A 22681-nucleotide genomic window follows, 5' to 3' on the forward strand; every position below is an offset into this window, starting at 1 on the left:
AACAGGTTTCACAAGCAAATAATACCGTTTTAGCGGCAAAGTGTGAGTCATTACTACAAGAGAAACAGATTGATTTTATTTTAGAAGATACGGCTGATTTGATTTCAGAATCACTAGAAGGTTCATCTCGAGTAATGGCCATTGTGAAAAATTTAAAAGAGTTTTCACACGTTGATGGTTCTGAATGGAGCTACGCAAATTTGGAAAACTGTATCGAATCAACGCTGAAAATCATCAATAACGAAATCAAATACAACATTACTTTAGAGAAAATATATCAAGAAAACGTGCCTGAAGTGTATTGCCAGCCAATGCAGATTAACCAAGTCCTTCTTAATATTCTTGTCAATGCAAGTCAGGCGATTGTCGGAGAAGGCACCATCACCATCTCATTAGCTAAGCTAAATGAGAAACAGGTTGAAATTCGCATTAAAGATACGGGAAGCGGTATTCCTGATGCGATTAAAGATCGCATCTTTGAACCCTTCTTTACCACCAAAGCGGTTGGGTCCGGCACAGGATTAGGTTTATCAGTTTCGTACGGGATCATCAATGGTCATAAAGGCACCATTGCAGTTCATAGCGAAGTGAATAAAGGTACTGAATTCATCATTACGTTGCCGATAGACGCAATCGAATTGGCTACACTAGCAATAGAGTGAAAATTATCGTTATTTGATTAGGGAGTATGCATGTGAGTAAAACCCAGCAACAGGAAGAGAATAGACGCTTTCAAGAAGAACACAGCTTGGACTCAACATTTCACTACGTCGTACTTTCTTTGCTAGGAGTTATGTTTTCAAATCAATCACAAGAAGACAAGTTAGATCAGTTTATTACTCATGTTCAGCCTTTATTCCCTAATGCACATATCGTGCTATTTTCTTACAATTCTGAGCAGAGGCTCAAGATACTGCGTTCTAGTTTCCCAATCACCGATGCAATGAAGTCAGGCACATACCCGGCCTTAGCCGATACGGAGTTTAGTTACTTCCCTGATTTAGCTAATGATGCGGGGAAATTCTCAGACTATCACAATGACTTTCCTGTTTGGAAAAGTGGCGTTACCTTTTCCGTCTCCTCACTGACGCGGCGCTATAGCCTGTTTCTTGCGCGAACAACGCTGAATGCTTTTGACTTAAGTGAATTAGAAAAAATCCGAGAAGGCATGTTACTGGTTGAGATGGCCTTAAAATTACTGTCGTCTATGCGGGAGAGTAGTAGTGATCTTCAACGAAATGAGCAAGATGCAAAAAGGGTTTCTTTAGGTAAATTGGCCGCCGGTGTTGCGCATGAAATCAATAATCCACTCGGCTTTGTGATGAGTAATTTCAACACGTTAAGTTCCTATCTTGCCCAAGTGAAGGCACACCCAGAGATCCAGCAGATCAACGACCGTCAGTTGGCAGAAATACTTGATGATAGCGAGTCTATCATTGTGGAAAGTTTAGAGGGGCTTTCGCGTATTAAAAACATTGTAGCGAGCTTGAATGTGTATTATCACGAGTCCAAATTATCAGTTGGAATGGTCGATTTAAGAGACGTGGTTAGCTCTGCGACTAATATGGTGTTGGGTGAAATGAAGCTGAAAGCACGCTTAAATTATGAACCTCCTCAAATACCATTTTATGTTCTAGGGCAAACCCATAAGCTCCAACAAGTACTGATTAATTTGTTAGTCAATGCGTTACAGTCATTCTCTCATACTGATGGTGAAGTCAATGTCGCCTTGTATATGGAAAACAGCTTATTAATCGAGAATAAATCTAGTATCTGTCTATCGGTATGCGATAACGGTAAAGGCATTTGTTCGGAAGATTTAGTGTACGTTTTTGATCCTTTTTTTACCACCAAGCGTATCGGTGATGGCGCAGGACTTGGATTATCTGTTGCGAAAGAAATCATAGAAGAGCACCTCGGGAAAATTGAAATTCAGTCGACGATAGGTCAAGGAACCTGCGTCTATATTCGTTTACCGCTTTATGTTGCACCTCATCATTCGATGAAAGGATTGGGGTAATTGTATGTTTCGATATAAAGAAATTCTGCTTGTAGATGATGAGCCAGCGGTACTTAAAGCTTTAACTCGTGAATTCAAACCGCATTTTTCTGTGGTTCATTGTGCGAGTAGCGGCCTTGAGGCTCTGACTATTTTAGAGCGGCACCCTATCGAAATTGTGATTTCTGATTATCGAATGCCTAATATGGATGGGACAGAGCTGGTCGTCAATATTCGCAATAAGTATCCTCATGTTGTAACCATTATTCTATCTGGTCAAGCTGACATCAAAGGTTTGTCTCGTGCTTTGAACGAAGGGAAATTGCATCGTTTTCTCCAAAAACCATGGGATAGAGAGGAGCTGATTGAAACCATACGTTTGAGTTTATTGGAGCGTGAAGCATTGCTAGGTAGTGATGTGCTGACGAACTTAAAAAACCGGCGTACGTTAGATGAACAGATTATCGAATTGAAAAAACATGGTGACTCCTCATACGCTTTGGTCATGGTGAATATTGCTAATCTAGACGAAATTAACCATCAATACGGCGGAGCGCTTGGTAATCAATTTATTAAAACGCTGGCGTGGCATCTGAGTGATGGTAATACAGAGCCGGAAACCATATATCGCTACAAAGATAAGCTGTTTATGTGCATTCCATACAGCCCCAAAGGTTATCAAGTTGTGATGCGCCTATGTTCGCGACTCTCTCAGCCTGTTGAAGTCGACACACATCTTATTAAAACCAGATACACGGTTTTGCTCTGTGATGTCAAATCGTTGCATCAAGTCGATGATATATCTATTGCTGACCTTAATGAACGCTCGCGAGTGCGTTTGCACCATCAACTGCCAATTTACTGGCTCGATAATGATCCTCAATCCCGAGAGTTATTGGCGCTATTTTCTGTATTAAACGATATCGATAGACGCTATTTCTGCGCGTTTTATCAGCCGCAACTGTCGACGGTAACTGGTGATGTTTGTGGATTTGAAGCATTAGCTAGGCGCAAAACAGTTGAGAATGAGTGGCAATATCCAGCCAGTTTCTTACCCATAATTGAGCAGTATGGTTTAACTAAAGTGTTGACCGAAAAAATATTGGAAGACGTACTGATGTTCATCAAACAACATCAGAAACTAATTAAAGATCGAAATATCAGTGTTAATGTGCCTGGGAACATGTTGATAAATGGGCAATTTTACGAATTATTGACTAAGCTAACTACAAAGCTCAGTTGCGGTTTGAATAACTTGTCAATAGAGATAACGGAGCATGACTTTATTGAGGATTTTATTCAGGCGAAACAAGAACTCAGTAAACTGAAAGGGTTGGGATTGAGCTGTGCACTGGATGATTTTGGAACTGGATATGCGGGCTATGAATATCTGTGCGAAATGCCTTTCGATGTACTTAAAATTGATGGACGATTTGTTCAAGCAATTGGCAAATCAGCGTCCAATGAAGTTATTCTGAGGGCAATGATAGACAGTGCTGAATCACTTGAAATGGGAGTGATCGCCGAATGGGTTGATACTCAGGAGCAAGCGGATAAATTGAAAACCTTGGGCTGTTCCATTATCCAGGGGCATTTGGTGAGTCAGGCATTATCATCAGACGACGTGGTCAGTTATTTGTCTAGAATGGAGGAGGAACGATGGAAAATGTCGCACAAAAAATAGAGATTGGTGGTGATAGACTTAGCCTTCTGCTGCTAGATGATGAGAGCGAAATTCTAAAATCACTAACGAGGGTTTTGCGTACAGATTATGACATAGTTTCTTTTAATAGCGGAAAGGAAGCCTTGGAATATTTAGAGCAACATGAGGTCTCTATTATTATCTCTGATATGCGGATGCCAGAGATGGATGGTGCCGATTTTCTCGCAAAATCAAAAGAATTATATCCTGAGACGATTCGTATCCTGCTTACTGGATATAGTGATATTCAGTCAACCGTCAGGGCAGTAAATTCCGGCGGAATTCATACCTATATTGGCAAACCATGGGATAACGAAAACCTAAAATTGATCGTTTCAAAAGCAGCGGAGTTTTATCGTCTGACAAAAGAGCGAGAACATTTGGCTATCGAGTTAGAAAAACGCAATAGCGAGCTCGAAGTGGTGAATCTAGCCTTGGAGGACAATAATCGTAAGCTGGCTGAATTTAATCAAGATTTAGAGCAGAAGGTAAAAGAGAGAACGTTAGAGCTGCAATCATCTAATAAAAAGTTAGAACATTTATTGATAAGTCGTAACAAGACGTTTAAAGATATACTAGGTATGGTTACTGCGATCATTCAATATCGAACGGGACACCCAGCCGATCACGCAGAGCGTATTGCCAACCAAGCGAAGGTAGTAGCGCAGCGGTTAAAACTACCTGAAAGCCAAGTCAGTCATGTCTATTTGTGTGGTTTGATGCACCAAATAGGATTAATCGGTGCGAAAGATAAAGAACTTGAAAAGTTGATTGTTGATCCAGAAACCTCAATTCCTCAGAGTCCTAACGCCAATTCTGTATTAGGCGCCGAGATTTTAGGCCGAATTAAGCGCTTTGAACCACTAGTTGAGATCATTCGCCACCAAGATGAGTTGTATGACGGTACTGGTAAGCCAGGCCATTTACATGGTGAAGAAATACCTTTGTGTTCACGTATTATTAAAGTGGTTAAAGATTATGACTACTATATTGCATCACCAAATAATCCACGTCGTATGCATACCAAAAGTGCGCAGAGTTATATAAAAGAGCAGGCTGGAACCTTGTATGACCCCACTGTCGTGGATGCTTTTTTAATGGTAGTAACTTCGTTAAAACACTTGGAGGATGGCCTAGAATTGTGCATTGGTTTGAGTGAAGTGAAACCGGGTATGAAAATTAAGCGTGATTTGTACTTACCCAATGGAAACTTAATGTTGACCGCTGGCAATCAAATTAACTCAGCTTTGTTGGCGAAATTAAAAGAGCTTGAAGAACAGACTAATATGCCAATCGCGGTTTACATCGGTTAATTTAAAAAGAGTGCCGCATCAGCAGCACTCAATTGAATCTTTTATTGTTTTGCAAACAGATAAGTACGGAACCCACCAATCAAGTTACGTGCTTTAAAGCCATTATTGGCCAGTTGGCGGTAGGCTACATTACCGCGCAACCCGACTTGGCAATAAATGATGATCTCTTTGTCTTTGGGCAGTTCATCCATACGTTGACGAAGTTGGTCAACCGGAATATTGATGTCGCCTTTGAGATGATTACCATTTTCACGTTCACTTGGATTACGTACATCCAAAATAATATGCGTGTCATTTAGCGAATCGATTTGATCAAAATGAATGGCTTTTGCATCGCCTTTCATTATATTTGTCGCGACAAAAGCTGCTTGGTTAATCACATCTTTCGCGCTGCCGTATGGTGGCGCGTAAGTCAGCTCTAAGTGTTGTAGTTGTTCTACTGTCATACCTGCACGTTGAGCGACAGCCATCACGTCGATACGCTTGTCGATGCCATCTTTACCCACCGCTTGTGCCCCGAAGATTTTGCCTGATTTTGGATCGAACAGCATTTTGAACGACACCACTTCAGCGCCCGGATAGTAGCTCGCATGGCTGGCTGTGTGAACGTACACTTTTTCGTAATCAACGCCGTCACGTTTTAGTTGCTTCTCATTTTTGCCTGTGGATGCCACGGCTAAGTCGAATATTTTACAGATTGCGGTTCCTTGTGTTCCTTGATAGGTTTCGTTACGACCAAGCATGTTATCAGCTGCCATGCGACCTTGGCGATTGGCAGGACCTGCGAGTGGAACCAGCGTTTGTTTGCCTGTAACAAAATCCTTTTCTTCGATCGCATCGCCGACAGCGTAAATCGCTGGATCGCTGGTCTGCATCTGTTCGTTCACCCAAATACCACCAAGTTCACCGAGTTGTAAGCCCGCTTCAGCAGCCAGTTTGGTTTCTGGACGCACACCAATCGCCATAATCAGGATGTCAGTGGTGAGTATTTCACCATTGCTGAGCACAAGATCCAGTTCACCTTCGATGTGTTTGTGCTCCAGAGTTTCACCCGATTCTGTGCTAGGTAACGTCGTCGCTGGTTTATATTCGACCGATTTCAAGGCAACCCCTAAACGTAAATCGATGCCTTTAGCGCGAATTTCCGCATGAGCAAAGCCCGCCATTTCACTATCGACAGGTGTCATTACCTGATCAGCCATTTCGATCAGCGTGGTTTTGATACCAAGGTGATGGAACGCTTCCATCATTTCCAAACCGATAAAACCACCGCCGACGACAGTTGCATGCTCAGGTTTATTCATTTGCAGCGTCTGGATGATTTTATCCATATCTGGAATGTTGCGCAGCGAATGGGTCAGTGGGTTTTGAATCCCAGGAATCGACGGGACAATAGGACCCGCTCCAGGGGAAAGCAGCAAAAAATCATAACTTTCTTGGTACTCTGACTGATCCAGCAGATTGCGTACAGTGATGGTTTTCGCTGCACGATTAATGCGCAGCACTTCATTCATAGTGCGCACATCTACATTAAAACGCGCTAAAAAGCTTTCCGGTGTTTGTAGCAGCAAATTGCTGCGCTCTTTGATGTCACCGCCGATGTGATATGGCAAGCCACAGTTAGCAAATGAAACGAAGGGGCCCCGCTCAAACATAATGATTTCAGCTTCTTCGCTGAGTCGACGAGCACGAGCCGCTGCGGATGCACCACCCGCGACACCACCAATAATCACAATCTTAGTCATAAATTACTCCAGTAAAATTAAACAAAAGCGGCATGGTAAGGTAAGTAAATCCTCAGTGCAGGCCAAGCTTTTTCAAGAAAAAGGCCGCTGGACAAATCCCTGTGAAAGCGCTTTGAATTAAGTTCACTCCAACAAATACCGTTAGCCAAATAAAGTTTGAATGGACAAACACAGTTAAAACGATCGACAGCAGTACCATGCTGCCCGCCAATATTCTTACCCCATTTTCAATCGTCATGTTGTTACCCTCCGTTGTAAATTAAAGTCACTATAAATTTATTGATTAGCAATGTCTAATGTTAATTTATCTAATTTTGAATAAGCTAAATAAGCGTTGACTAAATCTCATTCATTAGTATTATCTAATTAAATGCAATGCGAAGGGGGAATGATGGAGATCACATCAGTCAATGTGGAGCAAATGAAAACAAATGCGATAGAGGTTTCAGAGTTGCTTAAAACGATGGCCCACCCTGAGCGTTTGATGGTGCTTTGCCAGTTAATTAATGGTGAGGTGGGCGTTGGAGAATTGCAGCAAAGCTCGATGTTAAGTCAATCAGCCTTTTCGCAACATTTAACCGTGCTTCGTAAGCAAAATATGATCAAAGCAAGAAAGGAGTCACAGCAAGTCTTCTATTCGCTATCGGATCCGCGGGTTGTACAGCTTATTCAAAGTTTGCAGACCGTTTTTTGTAATTAGTTCATTTGTCATAGGTTAAAAGGATAAATAATGTTGTTTTCTATTCCTTGGGAATCGTTGTTAGGTGGTGTTTTACTAGGGATATCGACTTCACTCATGTTGCTGTTTAACGGCAAAATTGCTGGGATAAGTGGGGTGTTAACGGGATTGATGACGCCTAAAACGCGTGATTTTGCATGGCGTTTGTTATTTGCACTTGGCATGGTAACCGGTGGTGCTATTGCCGTTTGGTTTTTAAATGCACAAGTGCCGCAAACTTTTAACTTTAATAACGGTGTTTTGGCGCTTGCTGGCCTATTAGTTGGGGTAGGCACTCGATTAGGAAATGGTTGCACCAGTGGCCATGGTATCTGTGGTGTTGGCCGACTATCCACTCGCTCTATTGCGGCGACAGGTACCTTCATGGGCGTTGCTGCCATTACTGTGTTTGTACGCCTTCATCTTCTATAAGTGAGTCAAAATGAATCAGATGTTGTTTAGATTAACCTCGTTAGTGGCAGGTATTTTGTTTGGTGCGGGTATGGTTATCTCAGGAATGGCCAATCCAGCCAAAGTCGTAGGTTTTTTGGATGTGGCTGGTGCTTGGGATCCAAGCTTAATGTTTGTGATGGGAGGTGCATTGGCCGTTTTTATGCCGACCTATTTCATCGTTATTAAAGCAAGACAGCAGCCTATAAACGCAGAAAAATTCTGTTTAGCGACGACTCGCAGTGTTGATACCCGGCTTATCTCTGGTGCTGCGATTTTTGGGTTAGGTTGGGGATTAGTGGGCATCTGTCCAGGGCCAGCACTATCAAGCCTTGCACTGGGTAATATTGAGGTATGGCTATTCTTTATCTCAATGATGGTTGGGCTTGGTGCAACTAATTTGTTGATCTGCATTAAGAATAATAAACAACAGCAAACGCAAACGGTTTAATCTAACTAGAATTCAATAAGCAAGTGGAATCGTAACGATCAACATGAGGGATGGGTATGAAAAGGCGAATTTGGATTGCGTGTATTGCCTTAATCACGAGCGGCTATTGGGCCGTTGGCTATGCTGATGATCGTTATATCGTGACCTATGAGCTGATACCACAGCAGATTGCATTTGAAGGTGTTGTCCAGCCAGTTAACAAAGGGACAGTTGCGGCTCAAACCTCTGGTCGAGTCGTTGGTGTGTATGTCGACGTTAACGATTTTGTTAAAAAGGGCGACGTGCTATTAGAAATCAGCGCTATTCAGCAATCGGCTTCTTTAGACGCATCTCAAGCTCAGTTAACCAGTGCAGAGGCTCGAAATCGTGAAGCTCAAGCTCAACTAAAGCGTTATCGACTGCTGTTTCCTAAAGGTGCGATTTCACAAGACCAAATGGATGGCGCTGAAGCTCAAGCTCGAAGTGCTGCTGCGGCCGTCAAGGCGGCAAAAGCCGCAGTCGTGCAGGCGAAGGAGTCACTTGGATACACCAATATTACCGCCCCTTATGATGGTGTCGTGACGGAGCGACATGTAGAGCTGGGTGAAACGGTGGCTCCGGGTACTGCGCTGCTCAGTGGTTTCTCATTCAATGAGTTGCGTGTTGAAACGGCCATTCCGCAGCGCTATCAGCCTGCAGTCACCAATGTTGCTCAATTCCAAGTCATTATGCCTACGGGCGATAAAATAACCCCAATCGATTACAGCTTATTCAGTTATGCCGACCCTCAATCACATACATTCAAAATCCGTCTTGAACTGCCTCGTGTAGATCAAACTAACAAGCTCGGGCAAGTGATGCCAGGAATGTGGGTCAAGACAGAGTTTAATTATGGTCAACGTGAGGTGATGCTCATTCCTGTTGCCGCTGTGATTCGCCGAGCAGAACTGAGTGCCGTATATCGCATCGTTGATGATAAACGACTGCTAAATCCAGTGCGATTAGGGCAAACCTATGGTGAATATGTGGAAGTATTATCTGGCTTGGAACAAGGTGATACGGTCGCAAGCCGTGTATTTACACAAGTAGGTGAGTGATATGGATAATCGTTTAGGCGTCTCAGGACGTATTGCCAAAGCTTTTCAGACTTCAGCGATGACGCCGTTGCTCGCGATTGTTGGGTTACTGATGGGCGTTTTTGCGGTAATGGTTACCCCTAAAGAAGAAGAGCCGCAAATCGATGTGACCTTTGCCGATGTGTATATTCCTTTTCCCGGAGCTTCTCCGGCGGAAGTGGAAAGTTTAGTGACGAACCCAGCAGAGCAGATCATCTCTGAAATTGAGGGAATTGATAAAATTTACTCTTTTTCACAACCCGATGGTGCGATGATTGTGGCTATCTTTGATGTCGGCGTTCCTAGAAACGACGCCGTGGTTCGTATTTATAATAAACTCTATTCCAATAAAGATTGGATGCCAAAAGGCGTTGGGGTGGGCGAGCCGATCATTAAACCTAAAGGCATTGAAGATGTGCCTATCGTCAGCATTACGTTATCCGATAAAACGGGTACTTTGGACAACCAGCAGTTAACGCAAGTGGCCCATGGTTTAGAAACAGAGCTCAAACGCATTGATGGTACACGAGATATTTATACGATAGGTCGCCACCCTACTATTGTTGATGTACGTTTAGACCCCGTTAAAATGAACAGCTTTGGCATCACGTTAGATCAACTGAATCAGCATCTTCCTGCGGCGAACCACAGCTCTCCAATGTTGAAACTAACGCATGAAAATCAGCAGTTTCCCGTCCAAATTGGTCAGTTTTTAACAAAAGTTGAAGAAGTAAAGCAATTGGTGATTGGGCTGCATAACCAGGCACCGGTATATTTAGCGGATGTCGCTACGGTTCAATTGGGTGTTGATACATCAACCCAACAAGTTTGGACCAGTGATAAGCAAGGTATTTATCCAGCAGTTACTTTAGCCATCGCTAAAAAAGGAGGCGAAAACGCCGTTCGTGTAGCTGAGATGCTTGAAGCTCGAGTTGCAGAACTTGAAAATCAGTTAATTCCACACGGAATCAGTGTTGAAATCACGCGTGACTACGGGAAAACCGCCGCCGATAAAAGCAATACATTGATCGGCAAATTGATTTTTGCAACCACTGCAGTCGTTATTTTGGTAGTTATTGCGATGGGATGGCGTGAGGCTATCGTGGTCGGTATGGCTATTGTTGTTACCTTGATGATGACACTGTTTGCATCATGGGCATGGGGTTTTACACTCAACCGGGTCTCGCTTTTTGCGTTAATTTTCTCTATTGGCATTTTAGTGGACGATGCCATTGTTGTTGTGGAAAATATTCACCGTCATATGGCGTTAGGTAAGCGCAAACTGGCGGATCTCATTCCTACGGCGGTTGATGAAGTGGGTGGACCCACAATCCTTGCTACCTTAACCGTGATTGCCGCACTGTTGCCAATGGCCTTTGTCTCTGGGCTTATGGGCCCGTATATGAGCCCAATTCCCATCAATGCTTCGATGGGAATGCTGATTTCATTGGCGGTTGCATTTGTCTTTTCACCTTGGTTAGCGGCCAAGTTTCTTAAGCCTTCATCGCATCAAGCACAATCTCAATCAACTCAAGGCATCTTTCACCGAATCATGAATCCTTTCGTGGTCTCGGCTGCACAAAGACGTAACCGCTTTTTCTTGATGCTTGCGGTATTTGCGCTTATTGCTGGCTCCCTATTACTGCCAATCACAAAGGCCGTGGTTTTAAAAATGCTGCCTTTCGATAATAAATCAGAGTTTCAAGTGGTATTGGATATGCCTGAAGGGGCGTCGCTTGAGAAAACGCAACGCGTTTTATTTGAACTTGGCACGGTGTTAAATAGCGTGCCTGAAGTCAGTGGGTATCAGATTTACGCAGGTACAGCCGCACCGATCAACTTCAATGGCCTTGTGCGTCATTATTTTATGCGCAATCAAGCCAACCAAGGCGATATTCAGGTGAACCTGTTAGGGCGAAAAGAGCGCGATAAAGATAGTCATACGATTGCAAGTGAGGTACGCCCTAAGCTTAATGAGGTTGCCAGCCGATTTGGCGGTAAAGTCAAAGTCGTTGAAGTTCCACCGGGGCCACCCGTTTGGTCACCTATTTTAGCGGAAGTTTATGGTCCGACACATGACATTCGGGCACAAGCGGCAAGGATGCTACGCGGGATCTTCCACGAAACAGCGGATATTGTCGATATCGATATGTATCTACCGGAAGTGCATCAAAAATGGCAAGTAGTGATTGATCGCAGCAAAGCGTCACACTATCAAGTACCTTATGCTTCGATAGTCGATGCTTTGGCGACGGCAGTCGGTGGAAAGCCGATCACCTATTTGCACAGTGAGCACAGCAAGTACCCAATCCCCATTCAAGTGCAAGCTAGTGAAAACGTCAAAGTCCGATTAGATCAAGTGTTGAACATGAAAGTAGGGAGCACTGCGGGCAGTGCATATCCATTGTCTGATTTAGTCACTATTCGCCAAACTCAAATGGATGACTACATTGTGCATAAAAACCTGTTACCAATGGTGATGGTGGTGGCGGATATGACGGGTGAAACAGACAGCCCCTTATACGGTATGTTTGAAATGGCGTTCAACATCAATGCACTTGGTCTACCTGTGGAACAGTATTATATCCACCAACCTACAGGGTTAAATGGTGTCGAAATATTCTGGGATGGTGAATGGACGATCACTTATGAAACATTCCGCGACATGGGCATTGCCTACGCGGTTGGGATGATCCTTATTTACTTACTGGTTGTCGCGCAGTTTAAGTCCTACCTTGTTCCGTTGATCATTATGGCTCCAATTCCACTGACGATTATTGGCGTCATGCCCGGCCATGCGTTACTTGGTGCTCAGTTCACCGCCACGTCGATGATTGGGATGATAGCACTCGCGGGGATTATTGTGCGTAACTCCATCTTGCTGGTTGATTTCATTAATCAGCAGGTTGAAGAAGGTGTGGCATTTTCCGAAGCGGTTATTCAGTCTGCGGCTGTTCGTGCTAAACCCATCATGCTTACCGCTTTAGCGGCCATGATCGGGGCGGTATTCATTTTAGATGATCCCATTTTTAATGGCTTAGCCATTAGCCTGATTTTTGGTATCTTTGTTTCTACCGTCTTAACTTTATTGGTTATTCCTGTTTTGTACTACGCTGTCATGCATCGACGTTTTAGCTAACGATTACAGTGAAACTCGACACTAGCAAGAAAGGCGTTGAATATTCAGCGACTTTCTATTGGAGCTTCTTCAGATTATTTATCACCTTCCTACTTGAAGCTCTATCGGTGTTGGCTGCGTCGTTCATCCTGCTTACATAGTAATATCTATACTCATAGTGTTTCATTTGCATGTCTACCTGCAACTCCAAGTTTTTTGGCTATAGTCGGATTAAGTTATTGAGCAACTGGATATATCGAGAGACTGTTTACCCAAAATATTTTTCCCCTGTCGTCATTGGTGTTGCTTTGACGATTCTTTTTATTTACATTTTGATGTTAAGGCGAGCTGTTAGATATAAATAAAAAAGAGTCTTACTTCCATCTTCTATATTGCCATATCCATTGGGCAGGATGTGTCCTAATAACAATTTCCATTGCACTTGCTAGTTTCTGAGCATCTTTTACTATTTTTTCACTTAAGGTACCTTCATGTTCAAGCTTAAAGGAAGAGAAATGCATTTTCTGTATATTTCCTGATGTTAAAGCATAGTGAAAATATATAGGGCACCCTAGTTTGTGAGCTAGAAAAAAAGGAGTCGGTGCGAGTTCTGTTTTTTGACCAAACCATTCGACGGGGACACCTTTAGTACGCATATCCATATGCAGTACAATCCAGTAGCCTTGTTTGATTTGCTCCAGTAATGCAATCAACAGGTTATCTTGGCGCAAAAGATGTGGAATTTTAGCTAAGTGAGCAGCCTGAGTGATCATGATATTTTCATCGATACGATCGCCAGACTTACCTGCACCAAAAATAGTTTTTGTTCGAATGCCTTTCTGGTTAAGTAACCAAGTTACTCCATCATAAACCCCCATGTGTGGACACATAATGATGCCTCCAGTCGTCGCACTAGCAATGTGGCTAAAAGCGGATTGGTCAATAATTTCATAAGCATAATGAGCGTGGTGACAAAACCCAACCAGATTTTTGAGGGAAATAAGAGCAGCCTCTTCAGCAATTATTTTTTGTTGTTGATCATTCAGAGCGGGTAATGCGTATGATAGCCCTTGTTGGGCTATGTGCATTTTTTTTCTCGCTAATATTCTTGCACCTAAATGACAAAGTGCTACTTTAAAAGAGAGAGGCAGATAGAAAATAACAGTGACGAGGTGTTTTAATATCAAGTGGCGCATTTTAATTCTCGGCATATTGAGTAAACCATTCAATAACTTCGTTTACACTGGCTTTTTGATCGAAGGTGATATCCATTAAATCAACGAAAATATTAAACTGATTTTCTACTTGGGCGATAAGATCAATAAAAGCAAAAGAATCTATTTCATCAAAAAATCGAGTTAATTTACGCTCATTTATTTCTGACTTATCTATGCCAAGCTTATCAATAATAAATTGTTCAATATTCATAATATTTGTGTCTCTAGCTGTTTTTGTAATGCTTTTATGTCTGTTTTGCCATTGATGTTGAGAGGTAATTTATCGAGTATGTACCACTCTTTCGGAACAAAAATTGGATTTAATCTCTTTTTACATTCCGAGATCCATTGATTGGGTTGCCATTGCTCTGGTTTACTGACAAAGGCGACGGTGCCGCTAGCATAACCTGACGGGCTCAATGGCCAAGGAACAATGGCAATACTGTGTGATTGTGTTACCTGACGGGCGATGGTTTCTATTTCTCCTAATTCCACACGTTGCCCTGCAATTTTAACTTGGTGATCCAGTCGTCCTAGATGAATGAGGTGAGAATCGCGTATTGAAACTAGGTCGCCGGTACGATACCAACGTATACCGTCTTTTAAAAAATAAGCTTTAGCGGTATTGGTTTTATCGTTGAGATAACCTTCGGTTAATTGTGGACCTGATAGACATAATTCACCGGTAGTGTTCGCCAGCGTATTAGTGATGCGGTGCCATTGTTGTTCTTCATCAATGATGGCAAGTTGATGATCGGAAAAGCTATTTCCGATAGGAACGCTATTGAAGTGCAAATCATCACATGATTGGTATAGATGAGAGGTTACTGCTACGGTACATTCGGTTGGACCATAGAGATTAATCACCGCACACCCCGTCGCCATTTCCCACCGATAAGCCAATTCAGGGAGAAGCGCTTGCCCGCAGAAAAAGCTTAGCCTTAGTGAAGGCATTGAGTGTTCGACGAGATTATCTCGCTGCAAGCAGAGCTCAATGACTGTTGGGACCGATAACCAAGCGGTTAATTGGTGATGGCGAATGAATCCGACAGGGTTTAATTTAACCAATTCAGGAAGGCTATATAAGCAAGCACCGGACATCATCGCACAAAAAATATCATGCACTGAGAGATCAAAACTTAAGTCAGAGAATTGAGCAACACGATCATCACTTGTCATGGGCCATCTGTGGTAAATATTCCCCAAATAGCTGTGCAGATTATCGTAGTTGACCGCTATTCGTTTTGGTTTTCCTGTGGAACCCGAAGTTTGCATAATATAGGCGTAACGGCTTCCGTCTGGAGCGGTCAATTGCGTTTTCCAAAATGAAAAGTCATCTTCTGTTGAGTCGATAGTATAGAACTCATGATCGGGGTATCGCGCACTTATCTCACGGACATCAACTCCAGATAAACAAAATATCTGATAATGGATAGGGGCTATTTCAAGAATGTCAGAAAGACGGTGTAATTGGTGTTTATCAATCACTAGAGCGGTGCAACCTGTCTCTTCAAGAGTTTCTATGATTTGTTTCGAGGCCAGCCGTTGGTTCAATGGGATATACGTTTTACCGCCTAAATAGCATCCCCAAATAGCGGCGTATGCGCTGAGGTCGCGCTGCGACAAAATAGCAATATTAGTAATGGAAAGTGACTGCCACTGTTTATTTAAAGCGCAAGCAATTGCGGTCATTTGTTGGTACGTGTAGCTGCACTTATCCACCCAAAGAGCAGGTTTATGGAGATGGTTCTGGATTGCATTAAGCACAATTGAACGTATATCAAATAACATAAGGCACTATTTTTACTTAAAATATTGAACGTCTGAATGGGTGTAATCATAGAGGGTTATTGAGTAAATTGATTGTAATGAATTGTCTGATCGGTGTAAGTGTTTGTCAGTTTCAACGCATGAAACCGGGGCTTATATAGTGCAGGCTAGCGAAAAATCACGCTCCTTAGCGGGCAATGATCCCTTAATTGATGAGTTAATACTTGCCATTTAGGGCGGTTCTGCTGCTAATCGACACATACCTTTTGATTTTAACATCGCAATCCCTCACTGATCGAATGTGAAGGCTTAGCCCATCAGGTTTGGTGAAATTTCAAGAGGAAAAATCAAAAATTTGCAATTTTCATCGTTTCTTTTCTAAGTGAGATCTACTACTCCAAGATCGCATTGATCTTGTTCAATGCTCGGTTTTTATTGATCCAAATCAATACCCTAAGTTGGGAGTTTTCGTTAAATGCACCACAATATATTGTGTCAGTCGGATAATAAACTGCTCTATATAGTGTATTTGTGGATAACTCTGTGAGTATGCTAGGGGTAAGGAGAAATGGTGAAACCTATCGTAATCAAACGTGACGGATCGAGAGCCCCGTTCAACCGTGATCGCATTCAATCTGCCGTGGAAAGTGCAGCTGAACATATTGATAAAGAGATCGCTATTTACGCACTCAATGTGGCGTTGGCGGTAGAACTGAAGCTCAAAGATTACGATGAAGTCCATATCGCCGAGATTCAAACCTTAGTAGAGAACGAGCTAATGCAAGGGCCCTATAAAGCATTAGCTCGTTCATACATCGAGTACCGACACGATCGTGATATCGCGCGTGAAAAGCAAAGTGCCTTGACGCAAGAGATTGAAGGCCTTATCGAAGAAAGTAATGCCGATCTGCTCAATGAAAATGCGAATAAAGACGGCAAAGTTATCCCAACGCAGCGTGACTTACTGGCTGGTATTGTGGCGAAACACTACGCTAAAACCCGCATTTTACCACGTGATATTGTGCAAGCGCATGAAGAGGGTGATATCCACTATCATGACTTGGATTACGCTCCCTTTTTCCCAATGTTTAACTGCATGCTGATTGATTTAAAAGGCATGCTCACTCATGGCTTTAAGATGGGTAATGCGGAAATTGATACGCCAAAATCAATTTCAACCGCCACCGCAGTGACCGCGCAAATTATCGCTCAGGTTGCGAGTCATATTTACGGCGGCACCACCATCAACCGTATCGATGAAGTGCTTGAACCTTATGTGACAGCCAGTTACGACAAACATTTAGAAATAGCAAAAGAGTGGGATATTCATCATCCCGAAGCCTTTGCTATGTCCCGTACAGAAAAAGAGTGCTACGACGCATTCCAGTCACTTGAATATGAAGTCAACACTTTGCATACCGCGAATGGGCATTATGTAGTAAAGAACTTTATGAAACTACTATGTGTGTGTGCGTACTGCTTCTCTCAAGGAAACTTTTCACTTGCACTACAAGCCTCTAAACTAGTGGATTCAATGACACTACAGAATTCATTTCACCTTGTTGAACTGGCTGTTTTTTCACGAGAGCACTCTCGTGATTTTGCGAAAAAGCAAAACCTTCAAAAACAAGCCTTCCAAATTGCAGCTTAAAAACTAAAACTATAAGGAGAAATGAACATGATTATGAAGCAACACGAATCAGTAGTTGTGGTTAAACGTGACGGTGCAAAAGCAACCTTTAACGCACAACTAATTAAGAATGCTGTTCAATCAGCAGCAAAAAGCATCAACTGCCCTAAGCGCGACCTTGGCGATATTGTTGCCGCTAACGTATGCGAGAAGATGAATGGCAGAACCGAGATCGAGATTTGTGATATCCAGTCTCTAGTAGAAAAAGAACTAATGCATGTCGATGAAGATGTAGCTCGTGCTTACATTGAGTATCGCCATGACCGTGATATACAACGTGAAAAAGCAAGTGCATTAAGTGCTGAAATTTCTGGTTTGGTAGAGCAAAGCAACGCTGACCTACTGAATGAAAATGCAAATAAGGACAGCAAGGTAATTCCGACACAGCGCGATCTTCTTGCTGGTATCATCTCTAAGCATTACGCAAAGCACCATATGCTACCGCGTGACATCGTACAAGCACATGAGAATGGTGAAATCCATTATCATGATCTGGATTACTCTCCATTCTTCCCGATGTTCAACTGCATGATTGTAGATCTAGAGAACATGCTGAAGAACGGTTTCCGCATGGGTAACGCAGAAATCGACACACCTAAGTCAATCCAAACAGCTACAGCAGTTACTGCCCAAATAGTAGCGCAAGTAGCTAGCCATACTTATGGTGGCACTACATTGAACCGATTAGATGAGGTACTAGCACCTTACGTTACTGTAAGTTATGAGAAGCACCTAGCTACTGCGAAAGAGTGGGATGTGAAGAATCCTGAAGAATATGCATGTAAGCTGACTGAGAAAGAAGTCTATGATGCATTTCAATCTCTAGAATATGAGATCAACACGTTATTCTCAAGTAATGGGCAGACGCCATTTTTGTCGGTGAACTTTGGATTGGGTACAAGTTGGGAATCCAAGCTGATCCAAAGGTCTATTTTTATAAATAGAATCAAAGGATTGGGGAAAAATAAGAAGACTGCTGTTTTCCCTAAACTACTATATACGATCAAAGATGGTATTAACTTAAAAAGAGAAGATCCAAACTATGACATTAAGCAACTTGCGCTTGAGTGTGCCTCAAAACGCATGTACCCAGATATTCTTAACTATGACAAAGTTGTTGAAGTGACTGGCTCATTTAAGGCTCCTATGGGTTGTCGCAGTTTCCTCGGTCTTTATGTGGATGAGAATGGAAATGAGATTCATGAAGGACGTAACAACCTGGGCGTAGTTAGCCTAAACTTGCCACGTATTGCGATAGAAGCTAATGGTGATGAAGCTAGGTTCTATGAAATCTTGGAAGAGCGAACCGAACTTGTTCGTCGAGCACTTGAGACACGTATTGATCGCCTTCGTGGGGTCAAAGCTCGCGTTGCACCTATTTTGTACACGGAAGGAGCACTAGGTATTCGCTTAAATCCTGATGATGAAGTCCTGGATATCTTTAAGAATGGCCGAGCGTCTATCTCAATGGGTTACATTGGTATTCACGAGACTATCAATGCACTATATGCCAAAAATGGCGAACATATCTTTGATAATGAATCTCTGCGCCAGAAAGGCATCGAGATTGTTAAATTTATGAAGAGCAAAGTTGATGGCTGGAAAGAAGAGAGTGTGTGGGGCTATAGCTTATACAGCACTCCCTCAGAAAATCTATGTACTCGATTCTGTTCACTAGACACCAAAGAATTCGGTGTATTGGACGGAGTCACTGATAAAGGTTACTACACAAACAGTTTCCACCTTGATGTGCAAAAGAAAGTTAATCCATATGACAAGATAGATTTCGAAATGCCATACCCTGAACTTGCAAGTGGTGGTTTCATTTGTTACGGCGAGTTCCCTAATATGCAACGTAACATCGAAGCTCTGGAGGACGTATGGGATTATAGCTACGAAAGAGTTCCATATTATGGCACCAACACGCCAATTGATGAGTGTTACGAGTGTGGCTTCTCTGGAGAATTCACATGCACCAGCAAAGGTTTTACTTGTCCTAAATGTGGTAACCATGACCCTAAGAAGGTTTCAGTTACGCGTCGCGTGTGTGGTTACTTGGGTTCTCCTGACGCTCGACCATTTAACTCTGGTAAGCAAGAAGAAGTTCTTCGACGTGTGAAACATATGTAGGTTCAAATGAACTACCATAAATATCAGCAAGTTGATGTTGTAAATGGCGAAGGCACACGTTGCACCCTGTTTGTCGCAGGGTGTGAACACAATTGCCGAGGCTGCTACAACAAGTCAACGCTAAATCCAAATTCAGGTCATCCATTTACCAAAGAAATGGAAGATCAGATAATTGCAGACCTCAAAGATACTCGTATTAAGAGGCGTGGGTTGTCACTATCTGGTGGTGACCCTCTGCATCCTGCAAATGTAAACAGTATCTACAAGTTAGTTCTAAGAGTGAAAGAGGAATGCCCTGACAAAGATATTTGGATGTGGACTGGATACACTATTGATGAGTTGTCCTCAGAGCAAAGGTCTATCATAGAGCATGTTGATGTTCTAATTGATGGTAGGTTTGAGCAAGATAAGTATGATCCTGAACTGCTATGGCGCGGAAGCTCGAATCAAATCATACATAAGTTTAATATTTAGTGCCATAATTCTGAAATGTAGTTGTAGGCTCCCCCCGACTTCAGAAAATTAAGGGGGGCAGCAGTTTGATTTCTCCCTTTCATAAATCAATGTTTTTACTGAAATAGTAAAGCACTGAATCAATTTTCTCCACGATCTAGCTTACAAGGCTGTTTACCAAACTTTGCCTATGTAGGCAAAACTGACTTTAGAGACTTCCTCCGAAGATAGACCAGTATCATTAATGTCTAATCCTTGCGAGCTATTTTTATATGCAGCTTGCTTCTTTGTTATTTTGCCGTTGACCATAATCACACAACAAATCGCCTAGTGTTGAGTTTCATATAAATCGAGCGCAATATGAACTCTATACCTTGCATCTTCAAAAAGCTCTATAAGGAAATCGTTTGTGAGCAATAATAAATCGGGATTTTATGCATACGCTTCATCGCCAGCAGAAATTGGCCAAACGGTAGAGTTGGCTGTAAAAACCTCTAGTTCACAAATAGAAACTTGGCGAGCACTAGATATACCAGGCCACTTTATCTCGGAGAAAGTTTTGGAGGGCATTGATGCTTGTGAATTCCTTGTTGCAGACATCTCAGTACTAAATTTCAACGTTACATATGAGATTGGTTATGCAATAGGCAAAGGTAAGCGTGTACTTTTGACAAAAAACAAGAGTATTAAAGAGGGAAGCCCTTCAATAAAAGAGGTGGGTATTTTTGACACACTTGGGTATCAAGAGTATCAGAATTCTTCCGAGTTAAGTGGATTCCTCAATTCAGCAATTCCAGATCGCCCACTTAGTTTCTCCAAAAAAATTAATATTAAGTCTCCAGTATATCTACTAGAAGGAATGCATAAGACTGATTGGGCTACACGTATAGTATCTCGGATTAAGAAGGCGAGATTTCTGTTTAGATCGTTTGATCCGAATGAACAGCCTAGATTATCTGCAAATGATGCCATAAACCAAGTTTCTCAGTCTCACGGGATAGTTGTGCCGCTTTTGTCCAGTTCAGCAGTTGGTTTTGAAGTTCACAATATGAGAGGAGCTTTCATTGCTGGTTTGGCAGATGGTATGTCCAAAGCTCTATGTATACTTCAGCATGAGGATGAGCCAGTTCCTTTGGACTATCGTGACTTTGTATCAATGTCCTATCATCCAGATGATATAAATGATCATATTGCTGATTTTGCAGGTAAAGTCGCTGAAGCATTTCAGCAAGATGTGAGGGTTGTTACACCTCATAATGATACATTCCTTCAGTCAGTTGATTTAGGGGCTACCTCGGCAGAAAATGAGATGCGTTCTCTAGAAAGTTACTACTTAAAAACTGACCAGTTCCTCAAGTCTTTAAGAGGTGAAGCAAATATAGTTGTAGGGCGAAAAGGTTCTGGTAAATCTGCAATTTTTTTGCAAGTAAGGGATAGAGAAAGAAATAAAAAAGGGAATATTGTTTTAGATCTAAAACCAGACGGATACAAACTGATCAAATTCAAAGAACTTATTCTATCTTTTCTCGAAGAAGGAACTTTTCAACATACAATAATGGCTTTTTGGGAGTATGTATTACTTTTAGAAATATGCTACAAAATCCTAGAAAAAGATCGAGAACAGCACACTCGGGACCACACATTGTATGACTCGTACAGGACTTTAGCTGACTTGTACCATGCAGACGGATACGAAACAGAAGGTGACTTCTCAGAGAGGATGAGTTCGTTGATGGAGAAGATATCTACGGAGTATAGATCCAAGCATGGAGATCAAACTAATGTTAGATTAAACACTTCTAAGCTAACAGAAATGCTCTACTGTCATGATGTAAAACACTTATCTAACCAATTAATCGAGTATATGAGTCGGAAAGAAGTTTGCTGGCTTCTTTTTGACAATCTTGATAAGGGTTGGCCTACATCAGGACTTGAACATGAGGATTTGTTAATTATTAGGGCATTAATTGATGCTACTAAAAAGATAGAGCGACAGTTTGGAAAGTCGAATGTAAATGTAAATACAATTTTATTTTTAAGGAATGATGTTTATGAATTGCTTGTCAAGGAGACATCAGACCGAGGAAAAGAGGCTCGAGTTCTTCTTGATTGGACTGATCCTGATTTATTGAGGGAACTAATTAGATTGAGAATTGCATCCAACAACATTTCTGGAGATGAATCGTTTCATTCGTTATGGCCCAAAATATGTGTAAGTCACTATGCAGGAGAAGAAAGCTCTCAATATCTTATTGAACGATCTTTGATGAGGCCTAGATTTTTATTAAATCTCATAAGCCAATGCAAGAGTTATGCGATTAACCTTAACCATGACCGAATCCTAGAAGAGGATATAGAAAAAGGGCTAACTGCATACTCTACAGACCTTCTAACGGATATTGGCTATGAGATAAAAGATGTCGAAAGCAGTATTGATGATGTTCTATATGCATTCATTGGAGGAAAGTCAAGAATTAGTAGGAAAGATATTTTTTCGACTTTAGATGAGTTTGGTGTTGATGATAAATTATTCAATAGAATATTTGAACTCTTACTCTGGTATGGTTTTATCGGTTTAGATATTAATGGCGAAACTAAATATATTTACGATTTCAATTACAGCATGCAATTAATGGCTGGGATGATAAAAAAGAAGGGTGATATTGATTATCATATAAACCCTGCCTTCTGGCCTGCGCTAATGATTGAAGAGGCTTGATGGACCCTGTAAATAATTCTGTGTAACTGTCGGGGTTACATGTATTGAGTGAGTCGGTCTTCGAACATAATCATAAAGCGGTTTAGAGCTTGTCGCCAGTTTCTGATCGGCA

General features: G+C 42.0%; 16 protein-coding genes and 2 pseudogenes. 13 read left to right on the plus strand and 5 right to left on the minus strand.

Annotated elements, in window-relative coordinates; genetic code table 11:
* Positions 1-62: 62 nt before the first annotated feature.
* The 4 genes and pseudogenes from AACR75_RS18595 to AACR75_RS09200 all read left to right on the plus strand — a co-directional run.
* A pseudogene (locus AACR75_RS18595) lies at positions 63-662 on the plus strand (sensor histidine kinase); the annotation flags it as partial.
* Between the two features lie 26 nt (positions 663-688).
* Positions 689-2020, plus strand: coding sequence for a sensor histidine kinase (locus AACR75_RS09190; protein ID WP_047689708.1), 1332 nt, complete (start codon positions 689-691; stop codon positions 2018-2020).
* 4 nt (positions 2021-2024) lie between these two features.
* Positions 2025-3683, plus strand: coding sequence for an EAL domain-containing protein (locus AACR75_RS09195; RefSeq protein ID WP_013867874.1), 1659 nt, complete (start codon positions 2025-2027; stop codon positions 3681-3683).
* Complete coding sequence (locus AACR75_RS09200; protein ID WP_047689711.1) at positions 3659-5014, plus strand: HD domain-containing phosphohydrolase; 1356 nt, start codon at positions 3659-3661, stop codon at positions 5012-5014. Before AACR75_RS09195 ends, AACR75_RS09200 begins: the two co-directional genes overlap by 25 nt.
* A 41-nt stretch (positions 5015-5055) precedes the next feature.
* On the opposite strand, the gene AACR75_RS09205 is transcribed toward AACR75_RS09200, so the two are convergent.
* Together AACR75_RS09205 and AACR75_RS09210 are read right to left on the minus strand one after the other, a co-directional pair.
* A complete protein-coding gene (locus AACR75_RS09205) occupies positions 5056-6759 on the minus strand; it encodes an FAD-dependent oxidoreductase (protein ID WP_047689713.1) in 1704 nt (567 codons plus the stop codon).
* A gap of 52 nt (positions 6760-6811) precedes the next feature.
* A complete protein-coding gene (locus tag AACR75_RS09210; RefSeq protein WP_017042380.1) occupies positions 6812-6997 on the minus strand; it encodes a YgaP family membrane protein in 186 nt (61 codons plus the stop codon).
* Positions 6998-7129: 132 nt separating this feature from the next.
* Between AACR75_RS09210 and AACR75_RS09215 the strand changes: the two genes are divergently transcribed.
* Genes AACR75_RS09215 through AACR75_RS09235 form a run of 5 tightly spaced genes read left to right on the plus strand, consistent with a single transcriptional unit; the run spans position 7130 to position 12611 of the window.
* Entirely contained in the window at positions 7130-7459 is a 330-nt protein-coding gene (locus tag AACR75_RS09215; protein WP_013867870.1) for an ArsR/SmtB family transcription factor, read from the plus strand.
* Between the two features lie 30 nt (positions 7460-7489).
* A complete protein-coding gene (locus AACR75_RS09220) occupies positions 7490-7909 on the plus strand; it encodes a YeeE/YedE family protein (protein WP_013867869.1) in 420 nt (139 codons plus the stop codon).
* A gap of 10 nt (positions 7910-7919) precedes the next feature.
* Positions 7920-8378, plus strand: a complete 459-nt coding sequence (locus AACR75_RS09225; protein WP_047689716.1) for a YeeE/YedE family protein — start codon at positions 7920-7922, stop codon at positions 8376-8378.
* 56 nt (positions 8379-8434) lie between these two features.
* A complete protein-coding gene (locus AACR75_RS09230; protein ID WP_443089065.1) occupies positions 8435-9454 on the plus strand; it encodes an efflux RND transporter periplasmic adaptor subunit in 1020 nt (339 codons plus the stop codon).
* 1 nt (position 9455) lies between these two features.
* The gene (locus tag AACR75_RS09235; RefSeq protein WP_047689722.1) at positions 9456-12611 is read left to right on the plus strand and encodes an efflux RND transporter permease subunit; all 3156 of its coding nucleotides are present in this window, start codon (positions 9456-9458) and stop codon (positions 12609-12611) included.
* 353 nt (positions 12612-12964) lie between these two features.
* Here AACR75_RS09235 and AACR75_RS09240 read toward each other — a convergent pair whose 3' ends face one another.
* From AACR75_RS09240 to AACR75_RS09250, 3 genes are read right to left on the minus strand one after another with little or no spacing between them, the layout of a single operon-like run.
* The gene (locus AACR75_RS09240; protein WP_269413194.1) at positions 12965-13801 is read right to left on the minus strand and encodes a lysophospholipid acyltransferase family protein; all 837 of its coding nucleotides are present in this window, start codon (positions 13799-13801) and stop codon (positions 12965-12967) included.
* On the minus strand, positions 13788-14018 hold the full coding sequence (locus tag AACR75_RS09245; RefSeq protein ID WP_047689730.1) for an acyl carrier protein: 231 nt from the start codon (positions 14016-14018) through the stop codon (positions 13788-13790). Before AACR75_RS09245 ends, AACR75_RS09240 begins: the two co-directional genes overlap by 14 nt.
* A complete protein-coding gene (locus tag AACR75_RS09250; protein WP_047689732.1) occupies positions 14015-15598 on the minus strand; it encodes an AMP-binding protein in 1584 nt (527 codons plus the stop codon). Before AACR75_RS09250 ends, AACR75_RS09245 begins: the two co-directional genes overlap by 4 nt.
* A 550-nt stretch (positions 15599-16148) precedes the next feature.
* Between AACR75_RS09250 and nrdD (AACR75_RS09255) the strand changes: the two are divergent.
* From nrdD (AACR75_RS09255) to AACR75_RS09270, 4 genes and pseudogenes are all read left to right on the plus strand, one after another.
* A pseudogene (gene nrdD, locus AACR75_RS09255) lies at positions 16149-17006 on the plus strand (anaerobic ribonucleoside-triphosphate reductase); the annotation flags it as partial.
* Positions 17007-17255: 249 nt separating this feature from the next.
* Positions 17256-19397: an anaerobic ribonucleoside-triphosphate reductase gene (gene nrdD, locus AACR75_RS09260; RefSeq protein ID WP_156117107.1), complete on the plus strand. Its 2142-nt coding sequence runs from the start codon at positions 17256-17258 to the stop codon at positions 19395-19397.
* 6 nt (positions 19398-19403) lie between these two features.
* Positions 19404-19871 carry an anaerobic ribonucleoside-triphosphate reductase-activating protein gene (nrdG, locus tag AACR75_RS09265; RefSeq protein WP_040122821.1) on the plus strand — a complete coding sequence of 156 codons (468 nt, stop codon included), beginning with the start codon at positions 19404-19406 and terminating at the stop codon, positions 19869-19871.
* Between the two features lie 388 nt (positions 19872-20259).
* The gene (locus AACR75_RS09270) at positions 20260-22569 is read left to right on the plus strand and encodes a P-loop ATPase, Sll1717 family (RefSeq protein WP_047689734.1); all 2310 of its coding nucleotides are present in this window, start codon (positions 20260-20262) and stop codon (positions 22567-22569) included.
* Positions 22570-22681 lie beyond the last annotated feature (112 nt).

This window comes from Vibrio sp. ZOR0018 (genome assembly GCF_963865925.1).
Classification (GTDB): domain Bacteria; phylum Pseudomonadota; class Gammaproteobacteria; order Enterobacterales; family Vibrionaceae; genus Vibrio; species Vibrio anguillarum.